At 72.5% G+C, this 15,712-nt stretch carries 10 protein-coding genes; 2 read left to right on the top strand and 8 right to left on the bottom strand.

All coding sequences use genetic code 11. From position 1 onward, the window contains the following. Positions 1-59 precede the first annotated feature (59 nt). Entirely contained in the window at positions 60-1,412 is a 1,353-nt protein-coding gene (locus BCD48_RS52635) for a hypothetical protein (protein WP_071052707.1), read from the bottom strand. Positions 1,413-2,056: 644 nt separating this feature from the next. After that, the gene (locus BCD48_RS35090) at positions 2,057-2,557 is read right to left on the bottom strand and encodes a GtrA family protein (RefSeq protein WP_071052706.1); all 501 of its coding nucleotides are present in this window, start codon (positions 2,555-2,557) and stop codon (positions 2,057-2,059) included. Positions 2,558-2,988: 431 nt separating this feature from the next. Here BCD48_RS35090 and BCD48_RS50890 point away from each other — a divergent pair, with 431 nt between their 5' ends. Further along, positions 2,989-3,207 carry a carbonic anhydrase gene (locus tag BCD48_RS50890; protein ID WP_131804164.1) on the top strand — a complete coding sequence of 73 codons (219 nt, stop codon included), beginning with the start codon at positions 2,989-2,991 and terminating at the stop codon, positions 3,205-3,207. Between the two features lie 20 nt (positions 3,208-3,227). On the opposite strand, the gene BCD48_RS35085 is transcribed toward BCD48_RS50890, so the two are convergent. The 6 genes from BCD48_RS35085 to rfbD all read right to left on the bottom strand — a co-directional run bounded on the left by BCD48_RS35085 (position 3,228) and on the right by rfbD (position 12,912). Further along, a complete protein-coding gene (locus tag BCD48_RS35085; protein ID WP_083419670.1) occupies positions 3,228-4,682 on the bottom strand; it encodes a UDP-glucose dehydrogenase family protein in 1,455 nt (484 codons plus the stop codon). Positions 4,683-5,122: 440 nt separating this feature from the next. After that, positions 5,123-6,055: a TIGR03089 family protein gene (locus tag BCD48_RS35080; protein WP_071052753.1), complete on the bottom strand. Its 933-nt coding sequence runs from the start codon at positions 6,053-6,055 to the stop codon at positions 5,123-5,125. Continuing rightward, positions 6,052-7,596, bottom strand: a complete 1,545-nt coding sequence (locus BCD48_RS35075; RefSeq protein WP_071052705.1) for an LCP family protein — start codon at positions 7,594-7,596, stop codon at positions 6,052-6,054. The genes BCD48_RS35080 and BCD48_RS35075 overlap by 4 nt, the downstream gene beginning before the upstream one ends. Positions 7,597-8,317: 721 nt before the next feature. Beyond that, positions 8,318-9,892, bottom strand: coding sequence for an LCP family protein (locus BCD48_RS35070; protein WP_071052704.1), 1,575 nt, complete (start codon positions 9,890-9,892; stop codon positions 8,318-8,320). Between the two features lie 274 nt (positions 9,893-10,166). After that, positions 10,167-11,873 carry a methionine--tRNA ligase gene (gene metG / locus BCD48_RS35065; protein WP_083419669.1) on the bottom strand — a complete coding sequence of 569 codons (1,707 nt, stop codon included), beginning with the start codon at positions 11,871-11,873 and terminating at the stop codon, positions 10,167-10,169. Positions 11,874-12,033: 160 nt separating this feature from the next. Beyond that, positions 12,034-12,912, bottom strand: a complete 879-nt coding sequence (gene rfbD, locus BCD48_RS35060; RefSeq protein WP_071052703.1) for a dTDP-4-dehydrorhamnose reductase — start codon at positions 12,910-12,912, stop codon at positions 12,034-12,036. Between the two features lie 707 nt (positions 12,913-13,619). On the opposite strand from rfbD, the gene BCD48_RS35055 reads away from it, so the two are divergent. Then, a complete protein-coding gene (locus tag BCD48_RS35055) occupies positions 13,620-15,611 on the top strand; it encodes an ArnT family glycosyltransferase (protein ID WP_116271768.1) in 1,992 nt (663 codons plus the stop codon). Positions 15,612-15,712: the final 101 nt, after the last annotated feature.

Raw genomic sequence — 15,712 nt, 5'->3', positions numbered from 1 at the left:
AGGGGCCGATCAGCGCGGGCGCGGGTCGGCCCCTCGGCCAGCCAGAGGGTGTTGACGGGTCAGGCCAGCGGGTCGAAGTCCACCCACCACTGGTAGAGGGTGACCCCGTCGTTGTCGGTGGCGAAGAAGGCAAGGAGGTCGTCGTCGTAGGTCCAGTGCATGTAGAACGAGCCGTCGTCGAGGTGGCCGCAGAGCAGCGCGCCCTCGTCGACCTCGCTGTCCGTGAAGTTCCACGTGCCGACCTGGTCCTTGCCGTCCTTGCAGTCGCCCTTGTCCGTGATCGTCTTGCTGCGCGCGTCCGTATCGCGCTTCAGCGCGTCCGCGTCGAAGTAGCTGAACGCGAAGATGCCGCGGCCGTCACCGGTCGCCGTGCACAGCACCGCGGCCTGGACATCACTGTCCTCCTGGTCGGCCGCGGACTCGCAGTCCGAGACCTCGTCCGGGTCCAGCCGTCCCACCAGTGCCTGCTCGGCCAGGCTGAGCGCGCCAGAAGCCGTGGGCGACGGCGACGGCGACGAGCTGGTCGGCAGCGGTGATGGGGTCGTCGTCGCGGATGCGGAGACCGTCGGCGTCACGCTTGGCGTGCCCGACGCCACCGGCTTCGGCTTGTCGTCGCCGCCGGCCAGGGTCACTCCCAGCACGACGATGAGGATGATCAGCACGACACCGGCCGCCACCCCGCCGATGATCAGGTTGCGGCGGTTGTTGTTGCGCGGCGGCTGCGGCTGGCCGCCGCCGGGATAGCCGGTGCCGCCATAGCCCTGCTGCTGCGCGTAGCCCTGCTGGCCGTAGTCGTAGCCGGGCTGCTGGCCGTACCCGGGCTGCTGGTAACCGCCGTAGCCCTGCTGGGCCTGTTGGGCCTGTTGGGTCTGCTGGCCGTAGTCATAGCCTGGCTGCGCGCTGTAGTCCGGCTGCTGGTAGCCCTGCGGGGTTCCATAACCCGGCTGGGTATATCCCTGCTGTTCGTAGCCCGGCGTCGGCGCCGGAGTCTGGCTCGGGTACCCACTCGGCGCGGGCGTCTGGCTTGGGTATCCACTCGGCGCGGGCGTCTGGCTTGGGTATCCACTCGGCGCGGGCGTCTGGCTCGGGTATCCACTCGGCGCGGGCGCCTGCGGCGGCGGGGGGTAACCGGCCGGCGTGCCGTAGCCGCCCTGCTGCGGGTAGGGCGTGGTCGGCTGGTAGCCGGGCGCGCCGCCTGGCGGCGTGGCCCCTGGCGTGCCTGCCCGGTAGGGGTCGGCGGTGCCACCGCCAACCAGCCGGGTCACCGCGTCCGCGTCGTCCGCCGGCGGGCCGCCCGCGGCGGGCGTGGATGGGCCCTGCCCGTATGGCGACCGGCCCGGCGCCGCCCCGGACCCACCGACGAGCTGGGTCTCGTCGTCCGAGTTGTCCGGCTCGTGGCCTGTTGGCTGCATGACTTTCCCTCCCAAAGGGTCCCCGGGTGCCCCACTCTCCATCCCCGGGGCCGGTGTCCGATGTTAGGAGGTCGTGCCGTCTTGCGGCATCTCGCGGTCGGTTGTCGGACATCGGACGTCGTGCGTATGACATTACGGTGTGGTGGCGGCGGGTGGAACCGGGCCGGCTAGCCCGTCACGCCGGCATGCCATGGCCGGTCGGCACCGACGAAAAATGACGGTCGACCGGCGTATGGAGCCAGTTATGGATTCATCCCGACCGGGCGGGCCGCGGCGCCCGCGACCAGCCGGAAGTTGATAGTCGAGTGACCCTCTTGGGCGTCTGTTGCGTCGTGCCGCGCCTGGGCTGGTATCGCCGGGCAGCGGAGGAGGCGGGCCGGCCGGGGCCCGGCCTGGTTGTCCCAGCGCCGCGGGTGACGCGGGGATGGTGGCCGTGAAGGCGGGAGGGGGCGAACTCCGGAAGTGGCGCTGCGGCCGCGGGCCGTGGTTGGGGCCGCGCCGGCCATCTTCCGTCAGGGGATTACCAGGAGGCGACGGAACGTAAGCCCTTGCTCCCGATACTCGATCGGTCGGCAATCGTGCCCTGGTTCTCGAGTCGCCGGGTACCCGAGTCGCCGAGTATCCGAGCCGTCTGGATGTCCCTGTCAGCGCCCGGCTGGCTCGGGCACGCGGGCCGACCGCTGGTTGGCGGGGCTGGAGACGGCTCGGGGGTGATCCGGGTGCAGGAACACCCAGCGCTTGTAGGCCCAGAAACGGAAGACCGTGCCAAAGCCAGTGCCGAGCACGTTACCGAACAGGTTGAACGCAAGCGCGCCCTGCAGCCCCAGCACATACTTGCCGAAGCCCAGACAGGCAAGGGCGATACCAAGGCCAATCGCGTTCAAAATGATGAACAGCGTGTACTCGCGTCGCACACCGGTACGTGCACGGTGGGTGAACGACCACTTCCGGTTCCCGATGTAGGCGATCGTCGCCGCCACGATCGTGGAAACGGTCTTCGCGGTCAGTTGCTCCATGTGGAACTGTGAGTGGCACAGATTCGAGACGAGTACGTCGACCACATAGGCGAGGGCACCGACGACGCCGAACTTGCCCAGCTCGTGGATGAGCAGCGTCAGCCGTGAAGGCCGTGCCCGATGCTTCATGACAGGCGACCCTGGTTGATTTCTGTCACCCGCTGAGACTACCGACGCCATCCGGCGGGCCTTCGACCGCCCCCGCCCGCGTCGCCGGGCACGGTGGGGGGCCGACGCGGAGGCGGTCGGATCGACGACGGAAGGCAAAGATCCTCCTAGGAGCCACGGGGGGACTGTGTCGACAGACGGTCTGCCCTCGTTTGCTGTCGGTGACACCGTTCCCCTTGTCCCCTACCAGCGGACGGCCAGATGTCCTTGTGGGCCGGCATCTCGTCGGTCTCTTCACTGTAGAGGGAGCCCGCGGCGGCCGGGCCTGCCCCCAGGACCAAGCTCCCGCGCCGCCCGTCGGACCCGGTCCTTCGTCCCGAACCGGGCGCCGCATGTCCCCATGGACATCCCACCTAACTGTCAGGCCACGCGGTCGGACGTGCCCCGTTCTGGTGAGCCGCCAGCACAACCCAGCCATCAGTAGTGACAGCGCATTGGCGCACCGCCACCGCTGGTGGCCGGTGCTGGCGTTCAGCGATCTGGACGGGAACGTCCGCGCCTCGGTCGAGGCCCTGGCCGCCTCGCCCTACCTGCGCCGGTCGACGTCGGTCCGCGGCTTCGTCGACGACATCGCCACCGGCGCCCCGCGTGAGGTCGTGACTGGGCGCTAACCGGCGGTCACCGCGGCGGGCTACCATACGGGTTCCTGGCCCGCCGGCTTCTCGGCCGCCGGCGCTCCGGCGTCGCTGGGGCGGCCGAGGCTGTGGTACGCCCAGCCCGCGGCACGCCAGCGCGCCGCGTCGAGGGCGTGCCTGCCGTCGACCACCACCGCGCCGGCGACGTAGGACAGCAACGCCGCCGGGTCGAGCTCGCGGAACTCGCCCCACTCGGTGAGCACCAGCACCGCGTCGGCACCGGTGACCGCCTCGCGCACCGAGGACGCGTAGTTCAGCGACGGGTAGCGCGGGCGCGCGTTCGGCACGGCCGCCGGGTCGTACACGGTCACCAGCGCGCCGTCGGCCGCGAGCGCCGCGGCGATGTCGAGCGCCGGCGAGTCGCGGATGTCGTCGGAGTTCGGTTTGAACGCGGCGCCGAGCACACCCAGCCGCCGGCCGTCGACCCTGCCGCCGAGCGCCGACCGGGTCAGCGTCACCGCCCGCCCGCGCGCCCGCAGGTTCACCGCGTCGACCTCGGCCAGGAAGGCCAGCGAGTCCGACGCGCCCAGCTCGGTCGCCCTGGCCTGGAACGCGCGGATGTCCTTGGGCAGGCAACCGCCGCCGAATCCGATGCCGGGGCGCAGGAACCGGCTGCCGATCCGGGCGTCGTAGCCGATGCTGGTGGCCAGCTGCAGCACGTCGGCGCCGGCCACGTCGCAGATCTCCGCCATCGCGTTGATGAACGAGATCTTGGTGGCGAGGAAGGCGTTCGCGGCGACCTTGACCAGCTCGGCGGTGGCGTAGTCGGTGACCACGACCGGGGTGCCCGCCTCGATCGTCTGCGCGTACACCGCACGCAGACGGGCCTCGGCGGCGCCATCCGGCATGACACCGAAAACCAGCCGGTCGGGGCGCAGCGTGTCGTTGACGGCGAAGCCCTCCCGCAGGAACTCCGGGTTCCAGGCGAGCTCGACGTCGGGCGCGGCGGCGTGGATCCTGGCCGCCAGCGCCGCCGCCGTGCCCGTTGGCACGGTCGACTTGCCGACGACCAGCGCACCGGGCGCGAGACCCGTGTCGATCAGCGTGTCCACGACCCCGTCGACGTAGGTGAGGTCGGCGCCGCCGTCGCTGGGGCGCTGCGGGGTGCCGACGCAGATGAAGTGCACGTCGGCCCAGGTCGCGACGTCATCGATCTCGGCGGTGAACGACAGGCGCCCCGACTCGAGGTTCTTGCGCAGCAGCTCCTCGAGACCGGGCTCGAAGAACGGCACCTCACCAACCGACAGCCGGGCCACCTTCGTCGCGTCGACGTCGTAGCCGATCACGGTGAAGCCGAGCTCGGCCATGCACACGGCGTGTGTCGCGCCGAGGTAGCCGGTGCCGAGAACGGCGATCCGTGGCCCGGTCTCGCCTGCCGCGCCGGCAGGATCCCCAGGCGGCGTCGTGGGCCGCTCGGATGTGCTCGACCTGCCCACCCTGGACCTGCTCACGGTTCGCTGCCTCTCTGTGTCATCGACGTGCCCGCCGCGCCTGGCGGGCCCGCTCGGCTCGCCCGTCAACCGCCCCGGGCCGTGGTGCCGCCGTGCCGGCCGCCGGGCCGCCGAGCTGCCGCGCCGCCAGGCCCGCCTCCCGGGACCAGGCGGGCCCGCCGCGGGCCTGTCCGCCAGTCATGCCGGACAGTTCCGGATCGTCGTCAATCCGGCAGGTGCACCCGTCCGTCCGTCGACGGTAGCCGGAGCCGCCGGGCCTGGCCGGACTGGTTTGCGCCGTCCGTCATCCTGTCCGCTGGTAGTAACCCCGTGTTACGGAATCATTCGCCCAGGACGAACCTCGCCGCCCGAAACGGGATGATCCGGGCGCGGAGGCGGGCCGGCGGTCACGCTGTGAAATACCCACTCGGGAGTGCCCGCCCACCTTCCCGGGCCGTCGCTCAGCCCGCTTCCGGCACGTGCCCCTGGACCGCCGCGGCGTCCGCGAGGAACAGCCGACGCACACCCGCGGGCAGCGGGCGGCTCGTGCCGCAGACAGCCGTCACCCGTTCCGCCGCGATCCGGCGGGCGAGCGCACCGTCGTCGAGGTGAGTGTCGAGGTGGCGGCACACGACCACCGACGCGCCGGTCACCAGCGGCGCGAGCACCGTGGCCAGCAGGCCTTCGGCGCCGCCAGGCCCGGCGGTGGACAGCAGCCGGTCGCCGGGGCCGAGGCCGGCCGCCTCGGCGGCGCCGGCGGCGCGGGCGAGCAGGGAGGTCTGCGCGGCGGGCGGCGCGGGCGCGGCGAACCGGTCGCCGTGCGCGGGCACCTCCGCGGCGAAGTCGAGCACCCCGGCCACCGGGTGGGCCATCCGGGCGCCGAACGGGCGCAGCGACAGCGCGACGACCTCGTCGGCGCCGAGCGCCAGCGCCGCGTCGATCCGGCTCTCGGCGACGAAGACCGCCTGGACGTCGCCGGCCGGCTCGTCGTCGTCAGGCCCGTCCGCCTCGTCGCCCCCGTCCGCCCGGTCCTCGGAGCTGGGGGCGACGAGCACTTCGAGACCGGCCGACCAGGCGGCCAGCAGGATGACGACGGCGAGCCAGTGGGCCGGCAGGTCCACGCCGACTCGGTCGCCCGGGCCGAGGCCGAGGGTGTCGACGAGCAGGTTCGCCGTCTTGGCCACCCAGTTGTCGAGGGTCACCCCCGACAGTTCGACCCGCTCGCCGGTGGCGTCGTCATAGAACGTGACCATCGGGCTCGCCCCGTCGGCGCGCAGCCGGGCCGCCAGCGCCGCAGCCACCCCCGGGAACGGCGCCGCGCCGCCCGCGCCGCCCGGCCCCGGCGGGCCGAGCAGCTCCTCGACCGTGGTGAGTCGCGGCGCGCCGTTCGTCACGGCGTGCACGACGTGTCGGCCGGGATGCCTCCGGACCCCAGCGGCGCGGTGGTCGTCGGCGCGGCCGTCCCCGCCGCGCCGGCCGCGGGAGCCGCGCCGGTAGCGGCGCTGGCGGCCGTCGGCCCGGCGGCGCCCGTGACACCGGTGAACGACGAGCCGAGCACGAGCTCGAGGCCGCTGCCGGTGAGCGTGGCATCGGCCACCGCCCGCGCGCCCGGGATGCGGGCGACGAGGGTCTTGGCGGCACTCTCCTGGCCCGGCGCGTAGTGGACCTCGGTCGCGCTCTGGTCGGCCGTGGCCGTCTTGGCGGCCATGAAGCCGCCGAACCCGAGCTTGCGCAGGTCGGCCGCCGTGGCGGCGGCGAGCCCCTGGCGGCCCGACGCGTTGGCGATCGAGGCGACGACGACCTGGGCGGGCGCCACGGGCGCGGCACTGGCGACCGCCGCGTCCTGCGGCGACGCGGGGCGCAGCGGTGCGAGGATCTGCTCGAACTCTTCGGTGTTGATGAACAGAACGGCGCCGTGGTAGCTGACCGTGCCGTTGCCGCCGGTAGCGCCGCCCTCGCCGTCGACCGGGATGTGGGTCGGCACGGTGACGAACTTGACCTTGCCGGAGCCGAGCTTGCTGACCCGGTCGGCGAGTTTGATCAGCTCTGTCTGGTCGAGGCTCGAGTCCATCTCGATCGCGCCACCCACGGCGCCGAGCAGCGAGGTGATCTTCGCCGGGTTGGTGAGCACGCCGGTGCTGGTCGCCTGTGTCAGCAGCTTGGACAGGAACTGCTGCTGCCGCAGGATCCGCAGCCGCTCGTCACCGAGGGCGTGCCTGGTCCGCACGAAGGCCAACGCCTGATCCCCGTTCAGGTGGTTCTCCCCCAGCTGGCCGTGCCACTGCGAATAGTTGTCATTCAGATTGGTGGTGCTGCCGTTAGGCATCCGCGTGACACAGACAGTAACACCACCGATCGCATCCGTTATCTGCTTGAAGCCGGCCAGGTCGATTTTGACGGTGTGGTCGATGTGCAGGTCCGTCAGCGCCTCGAGGGTGGTGATCAGGCCGGGCACGCCGCCGTAGGTCATGACGTTGGTGAGCTTGTCCTTGCCGTCCCGCGGCACCTCCTTCGCCGCGGATGCCGGGACGACCACTTTGATCAGCTCGTCACGGGGGAACGACAGCAGCGTCGCGGTGCCGTCCTTGTCGAAGTGGGCAATGATCGTCGTGTCCGACCGGTTACCCTCGACGGCCTCGCCGCCGTACTCGTTGCCCGTGCCATCGCGGCTGTCGTCGCCGAGCAGCAGGATGTTGAGGCTGCCCGGCACCTCCGCGGGCCTGTTCCCGCCGACGTTCCAGCCGCTGTTGCGGGTGATGTTGCTGTCGAACTGGTTATAGAGGAACCAGCCGACCCCGCTCAGCGCGAGCACGAGGGTCGACAGCAACGAGCAGCTGACCAGGGAGAGCCGCCGCAGGGAGGAGCGGCGGCGGCGGGGGGCCCGGGGGTCGAGCTCCGGCGGCAGGGCCGGGCGCGGCAGGATTGCGTGGCTCACCGGCGGTGCGGCCCTCCTTGGCGGGTCGGACAACCAGACAGACCGGACAGACCAGATGGCTGGGACGGCCCCGTCGGCTGGGCCGACGGGACATGTCCGCGGGCTGCCCGCGTCCCCCATGCGCGGGGCGGCCATCGCTCCGGCGCGCCGTGGGCGGAGCGACCCCAGACCAGTGTCGTTGTCCCGAGTTAGGACGCGTCGCTCCGCTTGGGCGTTGCCGTCCGGCCGTGCGAGCAGAAAGACAACGGACAGATGTGACGTTGTTGCTACACACCGCGACAACATTGGTGCTTCGGCGCCGGGGCGCAGGCGGTATCGCGCCGTGGCGCGCTGGTGCGCAGGTCGGCCGGGCGGGTGCCGAGTGTGGCCGGGCTGACTCGTCGTGAGGTCCATCACAGACTCGTACGGGCGGCCTTGCGCTGGCCCATGGCTGGTGGGAGCGCGCTCTGGCTCCCGTTGGTGTCCACTGGCTGGCTGCCGAGTCTGTTGTTCCTTTGGTGTTTCTGTGGCGTCTACCTGGTCTCGTGGCGGTGGTAACGGCCGCGAGCGGCCTCCGGAGGGCCACCGCGCGGAGGCGCTGACAAAGCGGGGCCGCTCGAGGCCGGACACCGGGATGGCGGACACCGGGATGGCGAGCGTCGGCGCTGCAAGCCAGGCCGAGGCGCCTCGGCCTGGCGACGGCGCCCCAACCCCCTCGCGGCCGCGGCCCCGCCGGCGGGGGTCAGTACGTGCAGCTCGTGGTGAGGTCGGAGGCTGTCCGCGGCGGGGCGGCCGGCGCCGGGGAGCCGGTGCCGCCCGCGCCAGCGGCGCCCGGCGCCGTGGATGACGCCCCGGAACCCGCGTTCGCGACGATGGCCGCGCGGTCGAGGCCGGTGAAACCGGTGCCGAGGATCAGCGTGACGGTCCCGGCGCGCAGCGCCGAGTCCACGGCCAGGCGTGCTCCGGGGACGACCGCGGCGACCGCCCGCGCGTCCGCCTCCCGCCCCGGCGCGTACCGGATCTCGCTCGCGGCCAGGGACCCGCCGGTCCAGGTGCGCGCGGCGCTGGTCTCGAAGCCGGCGCGGGCCAGCGAGGTCGCCGTCGTCTCGCCCGTCCCCGCGACGCCGGTGCCGTTGTACACGTTCACCCGCACGCCGGAGCGCGGCGAGACGGGCCCCGCGGGGGCGCCGCCGGGGCCGGCGGTCGCGGTGGGGGAGCCGCCCTGGGCTCGGTCGCCGCGCAACGGGGCGAGGAAGGCGGCCAGGGCGCTCTGGTCGTAGATCTGCACCGACCCGTACACCGGTAGTTCGCCGAGGGCGTTCGCGCCCTCCGCCGGCGTCGGCGGCCGGACCGGGATCGTCTCGAAGCGGATCTGGTCGGCGCTCAGGCCGCGCAGCCTGGTCGCGAGCCGCTGCAGATCATCGATCTTGGTGGAGTCGTCGACGGTCAACGAGCTGAGCGCCGCCTGCAGCAGGCCTTCCAGGCGGGCCGGGTTGGCCAGTACGCCGGTGCTCGTCGCCTTCTCGAACACCGCGCCGATGAACTGTTGCTGGCGGTGGATCCGGTCAAAGTCGCCATTGGGTAGCCCATGGCGCTGGCGGACGAACGCCAGTGCCTGCTCGCCGTCGAGATGGTTGGCGCCGACCACCCCGCGCCACTGCGACCACGGGTCGCGCAGGTTCGCCGTCGAGCCGTCGGGCAGCTGCCGCAGGCAGACCGTCACCCCGCCTATCGCGTTCGTCATCCGGCGGAAGCCGTCGAGGTCGACCGAGACGTAGTGGTCGATGCGTATCCCGGTCATCCGCTCGATCGTCCTGATCAGCAGCGACGGGCCGCCGGTCGTGATCGCCGAGTTCAGCTTGCCCCTGCCGTGGCCAGGGATGGCGACCAGCGTGTCCCTGGGGAAGGAGACCAGCGTGGTCGTCCCGTCCGGGGCCAGGTTGGCGATCATGGTCGTGTCGGACCGCTCGCCGTCGACCGCGCCCTCACTCTCGAACTGGTTGCCCGTGCCGGCCCGGCTGTCCGAGCCGACGAGCAGGAAGTTCACGGCGCCGCCGGCGTTCTCCGTGGGGCGGTCGCCGCCGAGGTTGAGCTTGATGCGGGAGATCTGCCCGTCGAAGTAGCGATAGACCGTGTATCCGCCGGTGGCGGCGACGAAGATCAGGCAGGACAGCGTCGTGGCCAGTACCACCAGCGCGCGGCGCGCCCGCCCACGGGCGGCGTCGGCGCGGCGCGCCGGTGGCCGGCCGCGTGGGTTGAGGTCGGGGGGAAGACCAAGAGAAACGTCTATGGGGGGTTTGGGCGGTGCTTCGGTCACCGTGCCAGCACCTCCCACCCCCGCCCGGGTGATTACACGGGCAGGTAGATACCCTCCGAACACATGTTGCTGCTCAACGTACCCGCTCATGGCCGCCCGTACTCGCCATCGCTACGTTCGGCGGCTTTACCGGAGACCCTGGGTGACGGTCGTCGGGAATTGTGACGGTTCCGTGGGCGTCCCGGGTATCCCGGGTGCGACGCGTCCAGCCCGAAACGAGAACGGCGTGGCTGCCCCTCGAGGGGCAGCCACGCCGTTCTCGCGAATCGGGAGCTCAGGCCGCTGGCACGTCCAGGGCCTTGGGGTCCAGCTTGGTGAACAGGGCGCCCGACCACTCAAGGCGGCGGCCGGCCGGGACCGGCTGGCGCCGCCAGACACCCAGATCGACGCCCAGCACGGCCGCCAGACGCTCGGAGCTGAACGGCAGGAAGGGAGCGAGCGCGACGGCGATACCGGCGATCGCCTGCACCGACGTGGCGAGGCTGGCCGCGGCGGCCTCCCGGTCGACCTTGATGGTCTTCCAGGGCTCCTCACGGTAGAGGTACTGGTTCACCTCGCCGGAGATCTCCATCGCGGCCCGCAGCGCGGCCCGCAGCTCGACCTTCTCCAGCAGCTCGGCGACCCGGGCCAGGCCCTCGTCGACCTTCGCCAGCAGCTCGGCGTGCTGGCCGCCCAGCTCCGCCGGGGCGGGGACGTCCGGCAGCACCCCGTCGAAGAACTTGTTGATCTGAGCCATCACCCGGTTGACGAGGTTGCCCCAGTTGGCGATCAGTTCGTCGTTGACCCGGCGGATGATGTCCGCGTCGGAGACCTCGGTGTCGTTCTGCTCGGGCAGCACGGTCGAGACCGCGTACCGCAGCGCATCCGGCTGGAGGACGTCGAGGTAGTCCGGGACCGTCCGCCCGATCCCGGCCGACTTCGACGCCTTCGCCCCGCCGAAGGTGACGTACTGATTCGCTGGTACGTCGGTCGGCAGGTTCAGGCCGCCGTAGCCAAGCAGCATCGCCGGCCAGATCACAGTGTGGAACGGGATGTTGTCCTTGCCGACGAAGTAGTACGCCGCCGCGTCCGGGTTCTCCCACCAGGCGCGCCACGCCTCCGGGTCGCCGGCGATCGTCGCCGCCCACTCCTTGCTCGCCGACAGGTAGCCGATGACCGCCTCGAACCAGACGTAGATCCGCTTGCCCGGCCCGAGCTCGTCGGTCGGCAGCGGCACACCCCAGTCGAGGTCGCGAGTGATCGCCCGGTCGTGCAGGCCGTCCTTGACGAACTGGACCGACCAGTTGATCACGTGCCGGCGCCAGCCCTGCCGGCTCTGCAGCCACGCCAGCAGCTCGTCGGACAGCGCCGACAGCCGCAGGAAGAAGTGCGACGTCCGGCGCTGCTCGGGCACCGCGCCGGTCATCTTGCTGCGCGGGTCGATGAGCTGGTCCGGGTCGAGGGTGCGGCCGCAGTTCTCGCACTGGTCGCCGCGCGCGCTCGGGTACGCGCAGTACGGGCAGGTGCCCAGCACATAACGGTCGGGCAGGAACCGCTGTGCCTGGGGGTCGTAGAACTGCGTCGTCTCCTGGATGGAGATGTAGCCGGCGTCGCGCAGCCGGGTGAACACATCCTGGGTGACTCGGGTGTGGTTGTCCGTCCGGGTGGAGGTGAACAGGTCGAAGGAGATGCCGAGCCGCTCCCAGATATCCAGGAACACCGGGTGATAGCGGTCGACGACCTCCTGAGGAGTGATGCCCTCCTCCTCGGCGCGCACCGTGATCGGCGTGCCGTGGGTATCCGACCCGGACACCATCAGCACGCGGTTGCCCACCATCCGCTGGAACCGCGCGAAGATATCGGCCGGCAGGTAGGCGCCGGCGATATGCCCCAGGTGCGGTGCGCCGTTGGCGTAGGGCCAGGCGACCGCCACCAGGGTGGGACGGCCCTCAGGCCCGGGGTTGGCCCCCGGTGGTGGAGACGGGCTGATCTGCGCGGTCACGGCTTCACGTTACCCCCGGGGCACAGCTACCCCACCGATCCCCCAATGCGTCGCATCGACGAATTCCATACCTGCTGCTCGGTCGGCGCCGGTAGGCGGATCGGCGGGGACCCCTCGCCTGGCTTAATCAAGAAGAACCGCCGGCTCCCAGGCATTGTGGTCAGCCGCGCAGCTCCCGCGGATGGGCGGCGAAGGCGGCGTGAAGCGCGTCGCGCCAGGGGCGGGGCGGGGTGAGGCCGGCGTCGGTCCAGCGGCGGGCGGACAGTACCGAGTAGGCGGGCCGGGGCGCGGGGCGCGGGAACGCCGCTGTGGTCGTCGGGGCGACCTTGACCGCGTCGGGGCCGAGCTCCTCCATGATCGCCTGCGCGAAGTGGAACCAGGTGGTGTCGCCGGCACTCGTGTAGTGGTAGAGCCCGGGTGAGGCGCCGGAGAGCGCCAGCTCGACGATCCCGGCGGCGAGGTCGGCTGACCAGGTGGGTGAGCCGCGCTGGTCGTCCACGACCGTGAGGCAGTCGCGCTCACGGGCTAGCCGCGCCATCGCCTTGACGAAGTTCTTCCCTACCGCGCCGTATACCCAGGCCGTACGGATCACGTATGCCGACGGGCACAGCGCGAGCACGGCCTGCTCGCCGGCCAGCTTGGTCCGCCCGTAGGCGGAGACCGGGCTGGTCTGGTCGTCCACCTCGTACGGCTTGTCGGCCGTGCCGTCGAAGACGTAGTCGGTAGAGAGGTGGATGAGCGTCGCGTCGGCGTCCGCGCAGGCGGCGGCCAGGTGCGCGGGCCCGGCGGCGTTGGCGGCGTAGGCACCCGCCTCGTCGGTCTCCGCGCCGTCGACGTCGGTCCAGGCTGCGGTGTTCACGACGGTGAGCCCGCCCTGGATCTTCGCCGGTCTGGCCTGGTCGCGGATTACCGCCCGGACCCTGGCCGGGTCGGTGATGTCACACTCCGCCCGGGTCAGCCCAGCGGAGGCCGGCAGCCGGGGATCAGCGGCAAGCAGCCGGCACAGGTCGGAGCCGACCTGGCCACCAGAACCGATCACGAGTACGCGCACGGTTCGCAGTCTGGCAGACCGTCGAACAACCCGGCACCCACGTCAGGTAGGCACCCGCCGTGCCTTCCCGGGCGGGTTCCGACGCCGGCCGCCACGGCTCAGGGCGGGTGTGCCGGTGACATCGGCGCGTGCCTGCCCGCCACCTGCGGGAGGCCCGGGTGGATTCACAGGTATTGCACAGGTTTGTGCGGTGGCGTGGTGGGACTCCCACGGCGCCTGGCCGCGTGGGGCGCCCGCGCCGTGCGGCGTCCGGCGGTGAGCACCAAGCACCCGGCACGGCCGGGCACCGTGGCGCGGCCCACACCCAGGCAACACCATCGCGCCTGGGCATCGCATAGACCTGGGCAGCACGGCGCGCGGCGCGGGGCGGCACGGCATGCGGGCGGCACGGCATGCGGGCGGCACGGCATGGGCACCGTGGTGCCCGGCGGCGTGGCCTCCCGGGCCGCCGGGGCGCCGGAACCGGTCGTCTAGGCTTGACGGGCGGGTCGCGGGCCATATCGGGCCGAATCGCAACGGACCACGGCCCACATGAGGGGCCGTTCGGCCACGAATGGGCCGCGGAGACCCGGCGGAGCCGGCCTGGCGGCCGGCATGGCCGGAGGAGGGCGCGACGCGCCCGCGACGAAGCAACCACGGAGCCAAAGATCAGCGAGCGCACCGACACCGCGTCCCCCCCGCCCGAGGCGGGCGGCATGGGGATTCCCTCCCAGCCGACCGCGCCCGACCCATCCGGCGGACCAGCCGCCGCCGGCGCGCCGGACCACCCGCGGCGCGTGCGGCGCCCGCGGCGGGCCCCCGGGAAAGCGGCCGGGGCCGCCGGGGCGCTGGCCCGGCGGGTGCCGGCGGCCGTGCTGCTGATCACCGCGCTGCACGTCGCGCTGCTTGCTACCTACTCGGTGATCTACCCGACGTGGGCCGGCTACGACGAGGCGCAGCACGTCGACATGGTCTATGGGCTCCAGCACGGCGCCGGCTGGCCCGGCCCGGGTGACAAGACGATCTCCAAGGGGGTCGCGGCGACCTCGGACGACTTCGACCGAGGCGACTACGCCGACATGTTCCAGTCCGGCGGCAAGCGACGCGGCTCGCCGTCGTTCGCCGAGATCACCCCGACGCCACGCCCTGAGCGTGGCTCGTTCGACGAGCTCGGTGGGCCGGACCCCGTCACCGACGGCCGGCTGTCGAACCAGATGGTGCAGCACCCGCCGCTGGTCTACGCCGTCGGTGCCGGGCTGCTGTCCGCGCTGCCAGGCTCGGACGACTGGGCCTACGACGAACAGGTCTATGTCCTGCGGCTGCTCAACATCCTGCTGGTCGCGCCGCTGCCGTTGCTGGCCTGGGCGACGGCACGCCGCCTCGGCCTCGCCGAGATGGTGGCGCGGGGCGCCGCGGTGCTGCCGCTGGCGGTTCCCGGCCTCACCCGGGTCGGCTCGTCGTTCAACAACGACGGCATCCTCATGCTGTCCGCGAGCGCCCTGACGTTTGTCCTCGCAGGGGTGCTGCGAGGCGACCGGCGGGCGCGCACGGCGGTCTGGGCCGGGCTGTGGCTCACGGTGGCCCTGCTGTCCAAAGGAACGGCCCTGCTGCTGCCGCTCATGGTCGCCGCCGCCTACCTGGTCGGCTGGCTGCGCGACCGCGACGCGAGGCCGGCCGGCACCGAGCCGCGCCGTGCCCGCCTGCGCGCGGCGCTCGCCTCGCTGCCGTGGCGGCCGGCGGCCATCGCGCTCGGCGTGGGGCTCGCCGGCGGCGGCTGGTGGTGGGTGCGCAACTACGTGCTCTACGGGGCGGTCCAGCCGAACGGCTGGGGGGTAGACCCGCCCCGCCGGGAGCCGTTGCTGCTGCCCGACTCGTTCTGGACCTGGCTGTGGTACTTCGTCCAGACCATGTTCAACCGGTTCTGGGCCGGGCTGGGCATGTTCGAACCGCCGCAGCTGACGCCGATCGCGATCGTCTCCGCGACCGTCGTCGTCGTCGCGGTCGGCCTCGTCGGGCTCGCGACCGGCCTCGCCGGTCCACGCGGGCGTGGACGCGGGCCCGCGGAGTCGTCCGTTCCGCCGATCCCGGCGCGGGCCGCGGCCGACATGGCGGCGGCGCCAGCCGGGCGGCGCTGGCTGGGCCGGCTGCGCACGCCCGCGGTTCCGGCAGTCCTGCTGCTGCCGGCCGTGTTCGCCTATGTGACGGTCGGCCAGCGCAGCTGGGCCGACTACGAGCGCTACACCCGCGGCATCGCCGTCCAAGGCCGCTACCTCTATCTCGGCGTCGTCGGCATCGCCGTGGTCGCCGTGGCGGGTCTTGCCCGGCTGCTCGGCCGGCGCGCGTGCTGGACTCCGGTGATCCTGCTCGTCGGCGCGGTGCTCATGCAGGCGTTCGCGCTGCTGGCCATCTGCAGCTACTACTGGCTCGGCCGCGGCGTCGCCTTCACCCCGGCGCGGATCCCGGACGCCGCAGCCGCGATCGCCCGCTGGGCTCCGTTCCCTGTGGGTGTCACCTGGACGATCCTCGCGGCCACCGGCGCGCTGGTCGTGGCGGCGCTCGTCGTCGTCTCCCGCTCGTCCTTGCGCGACCTGCCGGCGGGGCTGGCCGGAGACGACCACGCGAAGCCATCCGCCGCGGGCGCCACCAGCCCTGAGCCCGGCGGGGTCGTTGGCGCGGACGCGGCGGATGCGGTGGCGGGTTCTCGATAACCCCGACCATGGTGCGCGGGGTCGCGGCTGTGGTTCCGCCCGCACGCCCCGCCGCTGTCGGGGTGGGGCGTGCCGCGGCGGCTCCGAGGTCTCGTCCCTTG

Origin of the sequence: Pseudofrankia coriaricola (assembly GCF_001854805.1) — a bacterium.
Taxonomy (GTDB): domain Bacteria; phylum Actinomycetota; class Actinomycetes; order Frankiales; family Frankiaceae; genus Pseudofrankia.
Note: the sequence above shows the minus strand (reverse complement) of the source record. Positions and strands in the feature narration are given on the sequence as shown.

Excerpts from the sequence above, each read along its gene's own strand:
- BCD48_RS52635 (WP_071052707.1), bottom strand. The coding sequence starts at position 1,412 with ATGCAGCCAACAGGCCACGAGCCGGACAACTCGGACGACGAGACCCAG.
- BCD48_RS35055 (WP_116271768.1), top strand. The coding sequence starts at position 13,620 with ATGGGGATTCCCTCCCAGCCGACCGCGCCCGACCCATCCGGCGGACCA.
- BCD48_RS35090 (WP_071052706.1), bottom strand. The coding sequence starts at position 2,557 with ATGAAGCATCGGGCACGGCCTTCACGGCTGACGCTGCTCATCCACGAG.